Raw genomic sequence first — 8,944 nt, forward strand, 5'->3', positions numbered from 1 at the left:
TCGCCATCTCAGCTGTCACCTCCACCTTCGGGTAGAGGTGGCCAATGCGCTTTTCGGCTTCATCGCGCATCCACTTGCCGTAGTAGAGCACGTCTTCTGCCAAGCCCTGGGCACCCTTCCACTGGCGCACATCCAGATCGTGCCGACTGTCCGGATTCACCGGCGGCATGCCCGCAAACCTCGGCGGGATTTCGATCATCGCCTTGTTGATCAACACCGCCACTGGATTCAGATCACTGGCGTAGGCCTCCAATCCCAGGCGTTGAGCTTCCAGGGGTAGTGCCCCACCACCGGCAAAGGGATCGTGGAAGCCAGGCAGCTTGTCTGGATTGAAGAGCTCTGCTGCCTGTGGGTGATCGGCGTTATCAGCGCAGGCCCTCCGCCAGCTCCGTTTGATTTCCTCCCGCGCCCGGTTCAATACCAGTTCATTGGTGGTGTTCTCCCAGGTGACCAGTTCACTGACAAGGGCAAACAGCCGCAGCCGTTCTTTCTCCTGATCTTCCTCAGTAGGGAACTCCTCTGGTACTGCTGAGGGGTCATCCACCATTTGGCAGAAGATCACCGACCTTGCTGCTGCCAACGGCCGCCTTGCCCACCACAGATGCAAGGTGCTCGGATGCCCATGGCGGATGCTCTTCTCCCGCGCTGATGCCGCATTGATCGCCTCCAAAGGGATGGCAACCTCGATCATTTTCTTGCGGCGTTTGACGGGGTGCTCGCTCATCATTCGAACTCCGTTTCGCTGTCTTCGAGAATCACATCAAATACACCTATATCACCTTGTGAGTGGGGGCCAAACCTCTCTCGCGTATCACTATCGTCGGGTGAATCTTGTCGCTTTTCTCGAAAACGGATGGCATTTTGGTTGATATCGTCCCACAGCTTTAACCTAATTGAAGATTGTCTCCGCTCTTGATCAGTCTTTAGAGGTTTCAATTCAAGATGCGACGTGATTTCCTGAAGAACCTTCGAATAGACGGATTGCTGGGTCTCGGACGAAAGGAGACGAGACCACGACCTTGCACATGCATTCCCAACCTGATAGAGATGCATATATGACAAGAGATTTTCCAGGTAATAACTTCCTGACTGACTAGGAAGGGCCGACAGCTCTCCTTTGAATATAGCCCGGCATTCGGCTACATATCTTTCGACAATCTTGTAGTCCGCTTCTGTCAAATAAGGCGACGGCTCATTCGATGTATAGAAAATATGTAGATCATGTATGGCCCGCGTCATGGCCACATAAAATATACGCCTTTCTTCCTCCTCGGCAGAACGTTTCTCCCGAGCACTGGTAACTTCGCCAGTCGCCGAGGGGAAATCAGTTTGAGAACTATTCATATTGGGGATAACCACAACAGGAAACTCAAGCCCTTTCGCCTTGAATACTGTAAGTATTTTTAACTTAGACTCATTCCTGCCGCAAATTTCCGTTGCATTAAATGCTTTAACTCTATCGATTTGGGCCAGGAATGCGGCAAGCGTATCGTCTTCAGCGTAATCGACAAGGGCATCAAATATCTGTGCTTTAACTCGGCCAATGCGGGGATGAACAGAGGAATCGATAATCCACTGTCGAAGCTCGGTTTTCGCGTCTAAATCAGAGATGGCTTTCGCTGCAGTATATTCACTGGGGCTTTTGTCTGAGTATGCGGAGAAGAATGCGATTAGATTATCCACTCCTTCGCTCCGCTTGCCAGAGTCATTTTGCCTCGTCTCATTGTATTCATCCAGTAACTGGCCTAAGGGCTTGGCATTTTCCGAGACAAGAGCCTTGTTAATGACGACCTCAAGTGCCGTGCGCTTCATGTATGTCTTTGGTCGTGTATAAATCTTTCGCAATGCTTTTTCGTAGATTTCTTGATCGCTTGCATCAAGTCTGCTGCAGTGTATTCGCTTGTGCTCGAGAATTAAAAGCGTTAGGTAGTCAAGAATGTAACCCGTCTCTCTTCTGAAATAGAACGGCTTGCTATCAGGAATCTCGTACGGTATCTGTTTGGCAATCAGAACCTGTTCTATGCATGGGGTCTCAGCGTACTGCCTAATTAATACCACGATGTTGTCATAGCTTCCGGTCTCTGCGTGGACTGATTCTGCGATCTGTGCTATTTCGTTAGCCTGGTCGCGGATTGTATGAAAACGTCGAATGTCCAACTTGCCAGTAAATGGCATCATCGGCATCATTTTCTTTTTGGCTCTGTTCTGATTCTTCTCGATGACTTGAGCCGCTAGTATCACCGGTCCAGGCGACGATCTAAAATTCCTGCTTAGGCGATAATCTGTCCAGCTATTGTCGCTCAGCTTTGATCGAATAAAGTCTGGCCTTGCCCCTCTCCATTCGTAGATTGTCTGGTCATCATCTCCGATTACCATCATATTTTGTGACCTTTCGTCCAAGAATTGCAGCATCATGTCCTGTGCTTTGTTGACATCTTGATACTCATCCACAACGACAAACTCATAGCGAGAAGCAAACTGTTCTCGCAATTCGACGTTTGAGCCTACTCCGACAGTCGCATTAACCATGATGTCATCAAAGCCAAGCGCCTTGGAGTTTCTTCTCTCGTGCTCGTAGGTATCAATTAATACTTCTAGCCATTGATTTCGTTGAAAGGGCTCAATGTCAAAATATGGGCGGGCCCGCTCGGGGAGTGATTCGTACATCCAATCCGTGCACAACATATCGCCCTTGAGCTGCATGAGATAGTTCGAAAAATCGCTGTACCCGAGGTCCTCTATTAGTTGCATGTTGATTTCATGGTCTTTCGGGTTGATGCCGTTGCCATCACGTATCCTGTCTTTCGCCTTGAAAAAGCATCCCGATAGTTCATTGTCGTCAACATTGAAACGTCTTGGGGCCCCAAGCTGATCTGTCTTGAAATTGACAATGCGCAGGGCGACGGCATGGAGTGTGGCCACTTCAACCCCTTCGCAGAATTCTTCATCGGCAAGCTTGTGTTCAAGCTGATTGCGAGCAAATCGACTAAATGTTGTTGCAAGTATCCGTTTGGGATTGTGGCCGCATTCACCAATGAGGCGATTAATCCTTTTGACAACAGTTGTCGTCTTTCCTGAACCTGCCACTGCAAATACTACCGCTCGACCCTGTTCGTGCTTAATCACCGCTTTCTGTTCTTCTGTCGGTTTCATCAGTGGGCATCCCTCCCTGCTGCCAGCAGTTGTTGAAGGTTCTTGGTGATCTGGGTGTCGCCAAAGCCAGGCAGGCCCCAGTCGACTCCGCTCACATACACCGGCTTTGCGGCCCTATCACCTTCAACAGTCACAAGGGCTAGGCGGAAGCGATGGGGTGAATTGCGGCCGGTGTTTACCTCGTTGATTGTGAGCGTCACCGAGTCGGCCCCATCCACCCGGCCCTTCACCTCGATGAAGAACAGATCACCCTTGTCGTCGATCGATTCGATGTCGTAGCCCCGTCCGCGCTCGGCGCTCACATCTTTGGGCATGCGACCCAGGGCTTTCTCGGCTTCAAAAACGGCGTTCATCGCCAGCAGTTCCACTCGTTTGCGGGCGGCTGCGTCCACGCCCTCCGGTTCGCTTTGGCCCTGCAGCGCTAGCAGCAGCCCCACAGGAAGAACCAGGGCACCACCTTTGAGTGTGGGCACCTTGGCGGTGATCTGGGCCTCGGCCTCCAGCTGCACCATTCGCTTCTCCAGCCGGCTCAGCAGCACCTCGGCGCGATCCTTGGCCACCTTGGCTGGTAGCCGCACCTGCTTGCCGGCCTGCTCCTGGAGTTGCAGCTCGGCATAACGGCGGCTCCAGTGGTTGATCTCCCGCTGCATGCGCGCCTGAATTTCACGTCTGGCTTTAGCGATCCGCTCCAGCCGCTCACCCTTCACCTCTTCGAGGTGCTGGGGCACCAGGGTGGTCATGGCGTGCTTGAGCACCACCGCATCCCAATCCTGCGCCAGCCAGCTCTCAGCCAGCAGGGGCTCTATCAAGGCCTGCTCGCCCTCCTTGAGTGGGCGGTAGTCGAGGTAAGGGGCAGAGCCGGCCGCATTCACCTCTCCCGTGCGGCTGATCTCCAGAAACTGCAGCCTGTTGGACACTAATTGCTGCTTACCAGAGCGGGTCTTGCGTCCGTCCTGCAGACCATGCTCCAAGGCGAACAGCAGGCGGGGCTCGCTGTCTAGGTCACGTTCATCCACCAGCACCGTTCCCTGGCCAAGAACCGCACCATCGCGCTCCAGCACCAGCGACAGGCAGGCCTCCAGCAGGGGATGGCCGGGGCTAACCAGTTCGGCTCTGGGGCTTTCGGCCACATGTTCCTTTTCAAAGCAGATGCGCTCATATCTGGTTTGCACCGGTACGCCGATGCCGATCTGCTGGTTGCGATCCAGCAGCAGCGGCGGCACGTAGCTGATCTCGTAGCGACCCTTCTCGCGTGGATTCACCTTGCCGCCCAGCCGCCGGAAGGCCTCGATGAAGAAGTCGTGCACATAGTGGGGATGAATGCGGCGCGCCATCGCCCGCTCCATCTGCTGGCGCAGCTGCTCCACCGTGGCGGTATCTAGGCCCTGATGCACCAGGGCCCGCTCGGCCAGCAATGCCTCCAGGTGGCCCTGATCCACTGCCCCCTCAATTTCCAGCTCCAGCTGTGCTTTGACATCAGGGTTCTCGTTGTAGAGAACAGCATCCATCAGCAGCTCCCGCAGCGAACGGCCTGAGAACAACTGACCCAGCACGTCAAAGACCTTGTCGCCTAATGCTTTTCGTGCCGCTTCCAGCTTTTCCAGCAGCTGGATGTAGACATCGCCTTCTCGGGTGTCCTTGGCCAGCAGGTTCCAGAGGTGACACACCTCCTTCTGGCCGATCCGGTGGATCCGACCGAAGCGCTGCTCTAGTCGGTTGGGGTTCCAGGGCAGGTCGTAGTTCACCATCAGGTGCGCTCGCTGCAGGTTCACGCCCTCCCCGGCAGCGTCATTGGCCAGCAGCACCACCACCTCCGGGTCGTTCATGAAGGCATGCACGATCTGGCGGCGCTTGTCGCGCGCCACTCCGCCGTGGATTTCCACTACCGCTTCCGGTTTACCCAGCCGGTCGCGGATCTTGATCGCCAGGTCGGTGAGAGTGTCCTTGAACTCGGTGAACAGCACCAACTTGCGCCTGGCGCCATTGGCCTGCTTCATCAGCGGGTCATCGAGGATCCGGTCCAGCTCCTGCCACTTGGCATCGGTGCGCTGGTCCACCACCTTCTGGCTGAGTTTTTCGAGATCCTTGAGGGTGTCGATCTCAAACTCCAGTTCCGCCAGGGTCTGGGCTGAGGTGGCGTTGTCGGTGAAGGCTTCTTCTGTGCCCTCGATTTCGACGGCAGTGTCTTCTTCGTAGAGCTCCTCGATCTCGTCGTTGCTTAGCCCTTTGGGCTCGTAGCTCGCATCGAGCTGCAGCCGTGCTCCGGCACCGCGCCCCTCCAGCAACAGCCGTTCCTCCTTCAGCCTGCTTTCCAGTCGCCCCCGCCTGCGCTCCAGGGAGCGGTGAATCGCAAACGGGCTGCTGGCCAGGCGCCGCTGCAGGGTCATCAAGGCAAAGCCCACGTTGACGCGCTTCTTGGCACCGCCCTGCTGGTTGGCGTTGCGATCGGCGCGGTTCATCTCCTCGCGCACGTACTCGGTGACCCGCTCGTAGAGAACCTTCTCGGCATCCGAAAGCTCGTATTCGGCGGTATAGCTCTTGCGTTCGGGGAACAGCTTGGTACCGCTGAAGGTGTAGAGGTCTTCCTTCACCAGCCGCCGCATCAGATCGGTGGGATCGCTGCGGTGCACGGCATCACGCTGGTGGCCGGCAAAGCGGTCTTCATCCAGTAGGGCCATGAACAGCTGGAAGTCCTCCTCCTTGCCGTTGTGCGGCGTGGCCGTCATCAGCAGCAGGTTGCGGGCGTGGTTGCCCACCCGTTTGCCCATCTCGTAGCGCTTGGTGCGCTTCACCTCGCTGCCGAAGTAGTGGGCGCTCATCCGGTGGGATTCGTCGCACACCACCAGGTCCCACTCCTGGGCCTCCTCCAGTCGGTTCTGCAGCTCCTCGTCCCGCGACAGCATGTCCATCCGGGCAATCAATAGCGGCCGCTGCTCAAACGGGTTGCCCAGGCCCGTGGCGTTGATCATTTCGCGGGTGAGCAGCTCAAACTGCAGCTCGAACTTCTCCTTGAGCTCGTCCTGCCACTGCTCGGTGAGCGAACCCGGCGCAACGATCAGGCAGCGCTCCAGCTCGCCACGGATCAACAGTTCCTTGATCAGCAGCCCGGCCATGATCGTTTTGCCGGCGCCTGGATCATCCGCCAGCAGGAAGCGCATCGGCTGCCTGGGCAGCATGTGCTCATAGACCGCACTGATCTGGTGGGGCAGCGGGTCAATCGCGCTGCTGCTGACCGCCACGTAGGGGTCGAACAGGTGGGCCAGCTGGATCCGCTCGGCCTCGCTCACCAGGCGGAAGCGATCGCCATCTCCGGCAAAGCTCCACTTGCGGCCGCCGCTCACCAGCTCCAGGTTGGCCTCGCTGCTACGGAACAGCAGCTGCTCACCCAGAGCACCGCCCTGGGCGCGATACACCACCTTGCAGGCAGCATCGCCCAGCATCTCGGCGGACACGATCCGCACCACTTCGCCGGCCAGCAGGCCTTTGACGAGGGCGTCGGGCTTGAGGGATTCAAGGTGGGCGGTCATCGGCCCTGCCTCTGAATAGCTGCCCGCCTGTCTGGCGGAATTGATGGGCTTTCTTCTGCTGTGGATGGCAAGCCGAGCATCAACAAGAGCAGATCTGTCCAAGTCTGCGTCGTCTTGCTGCGAAGCGCAGCGCTATTGGCTGCTTTGAGACACCAATCCTCAGCGCACTTCATGCCGATCCTGCATAGTTTTTGCCTTGCTGATCTGAACCCGCAGCAGCCGCAGGCATTGCCGGGCCGCCCTTGTGTTCACCGCCCCCTGCGGGAGCAGTAGCCACAGCTGCTCGATCAACGGCGGCTGCTCAGGCAGCGGAACGAGTGCGTTCGCCACCAGCCATCCATGCCCCAGCAGATCGACACACACCGGCATCGCCAGCTTCCGGTCTCGTGCCCGCTTGATCCAGGCCGCTGGTTCCTGGCAGGCCATCGGTTGCTTCTCCACCGCAAAGCCGTGCCGCTCCAACGCCTGGTGCAGCAGTGGTGTGGATCCTTTGCCCGGCAGCAACACCCGCCGTGTTGATGGTGTGGTGGCCACCAGCTGCAAGGCCAGCTGACCCAAGGGCAGTGCTGCGAGGCCATCCCATTGCGGGGATTGGCCCGAGAGCAGCAGCTTCTCCAGGCAGAAGGAGCTCACGATGGCTCCATCGAGCAGGCCATGCCGCACCAGCTCCGCCCAGTGCTCGCCGCAACGAAACCGGGGCGGCACCAGCTGCACTCCCGCCAGGGTGCTTAGCAGGTTTTGGTGGAGCACATCGGTGCCGATGCGCAGCAGCCCCTCCATGAGGCGATGCTCCCGGTAAGCGAGCCGCAGGTAGTGCAAGCAGGTGTTGTAGCCGTGCCGGCACACCGTTGAACCGTGACTGGGGTCCAGCTTGAACTGGTGCTGCATCAACTGCAGACTGCGGCAGACGGTGGTCTGGTGCATGGCTAGGGCGCTGCCCGCCTTGGACTGGGAACCGGCGAGCTCGAGGAAGTCGAGGATGTGCAGGTCTTCCAGGGGCGTAGGCGGGGCATAGGTATTGGCCGCTCTTCTTGGCGAGGAGCGGGCTTGACTGCTGCATGAGTGGGCCACGGGCTGCATGGATGTTGCTGAATGCAGCGTCAGCGCACAGGACCCTGGCAAGAGTATTTTTCGTGCGAAAGAGTGGAGGGTTCCCCTTGTTGCCGCGATGGCCCCGCTGCGCTGCCACCTGCTGATTGGTCAGCCCGCGAGCGGCAAAACCACCCTCGCCAAGGTCCTGGCGCCCTTGCTCACCGGCCCGGGCGATCCACCCGCTCAGGTGCTCTCCACCGATGTGATCCGCGCCGAGGTGTTTGGCGATGCGGCGGTGCAGGGGCCGTGGGTGGACATCCAGCAGCGCTTGCACCAGCGCATCCAAGAAGCCGTAGCCGCCGAAATTCCGGTGATCGTGGATGCCACTCACGCCCGCCGCCCCTGGCGGCTGGCACTCACCCAGGCGCTGCCGCTACCCGCGCCGGTGGAGTGGATCGGCTGGTGGCTCTACACCCCCCTGCCCACCTCGCTGGAGTGGAACGGCCGCCGCGAGCGCGCCGTGCCGGTGCCGGTGATTCAGGAGATGGCGGCGGCCCTGGCAGATCCCCACTTCGGGCCAGTGCGGGCGGAGGGCTTTGCGGCGATCTGCGCCGTGGTTCCCACCCATTACGACGAGCTAACTCCGGTGCTGCAGGCGGAGCTGGCCGGGCTGGACCGGCGCATCCGCTCCGCCACCAACCGTGAACGCAAGCTGCAGCGCCATGGCTATTCGCGCCTGCTGGACCTGGAGCGCCTGCTCTACCTGATCAAGCTGCTGAGCAGCTGGCCCGATCTGGCCGCAAGCGATCCCGCCAGCGCTGAGGAGCTGGAGGCGATCCTCTCGCCCCTGCCAGAAGGAGACCTGGCGGACCGGGCCGCTGCCTTTCTGGCCCGGCTGCACGGGGAGTGTTTTGCTGATGCCGATGCCATCCGGGGCGATCTGGCCTGGCTGGAGGCCAATGGCTTTTGCAGTGCTGTGCCCAGTGCGGCGCCGATCCAGCTGGCGCCGAGCCCTGCCGCTCAGAACGCGGGGGGCGCCATTCATGGCGGCCTGCCGCCAATGGGTGATGGGCCGGTGTTCCTGCGGGTGATGACCCTGCTGCGCCACCTGCTGCAGCTGCCGTTTGATCGGCCAGCCGAGCGCGGCGGCAACCTGCACCAGCACCTGATCGCTGCCACCGAATCCATCCCTGGCGCTTACCTGCCGGGTGAAACGGCAACGCTGCGCAAAG

5 protein-coding genes are annotated in these 8,944 nt (G+C 58.9%); 1 reads left to right on the plus strand and 4 read right to left on the minus strand.

The features are described from left to right. The 4 genes from CJZ78_RS12760 to CJZ78_RS12775 all read right to left on the minus strand — a co-directional run. The coding region (locus tag CJZ78_RS12760) for a DUF1156 domain-containing protein (protein ID WP_143592928.1) at positions 1-724 on the minus strand (724 nt) is incomplete at its 3' end. Then, on the minus strand, positions 724-3,153 hold the full coding sequence (locus CJZ78_RS12765; RefSeq protein WP_094561695.1) for an ATP-dependent helicase: 2,430 nt from the start codon (positions 3,151-3,153) through the stop codon (positions 724-726). The genes CJZ78_RS12760 and CJZ78_RS12765, both read right to left, overlap by 1 nt. Beyond that, entirely contained in the window at positions 3,153-6,680 is a 3,528-nt protein-coding gene (locus CJZ78_RS12770; protein ID WP_094561696.1) for a helicase-related protein, read from the minus strand. The genes CJZ78_RS12765 and CJZ78_RS12770 overlap by 1 nt, the downstream gene beginning before the upstream one ends. 159 nt (positions 6,681-6,839) lie before the next feature. Then, positions 6,840-7,760 (minus strand): hypothetical protein, encoded by a 921-nt coding sequence (locus CJZ78_RS12775; protein ID WP_158217085.1) that lies wholly within the window; start codon positions 7,758-7,760, stop codon positions 6,840-6,842. Positions 7,761-7,848: 88 nt separating this feature from the next. On the opposite strand from CJZ78_RS12775, the gene CJZ78_RS12780 reads away from it, so the two are divergent. Beyond that, positions 7,849-8,944 (plus strand): ATP-binding protein (locus CJZ78_RS12780; protein WP_158217086.1); only part of this gene is annotated, 1,096 nt, incomplete at its 3' end.

The organism is Synechococcus sp. 8F6 (assembly GCF_002252665.1).
Classification (GTDB): Bacteria; Cyanobacteriota; Cyanobacteriia; order PCC-6307; family Cyanobiaceae; genus Cyanobium_A.

What these genes read in the sequence shown, in the direction of transcription:
- CJZ78_RS12765 (WP_094561695.1), bottom strand. Translation starts at nt 3,153, where the DNA reads ATGAAACCGACAGAAGAACAGAAAGCGGTGATTAAGCACGAACAGGGT.
- CJZ78_RS12770 (WP_094561696.1), bottom strand. Translation starts at nt 6,680, where the DNA reads ATGACCGCCCACCTTGAATCCCTCAAGCCCGACGCCCTCGTCAAAGGC.
- CJZ78_RS12775 (WP_158217085.1), bottom strand. Translation starts at nt 7,760, where the DNA reads ATGCAGCCCGTGGCCCACTCATGCAGCAGTCAAGCCCGCTCCTCGCCA.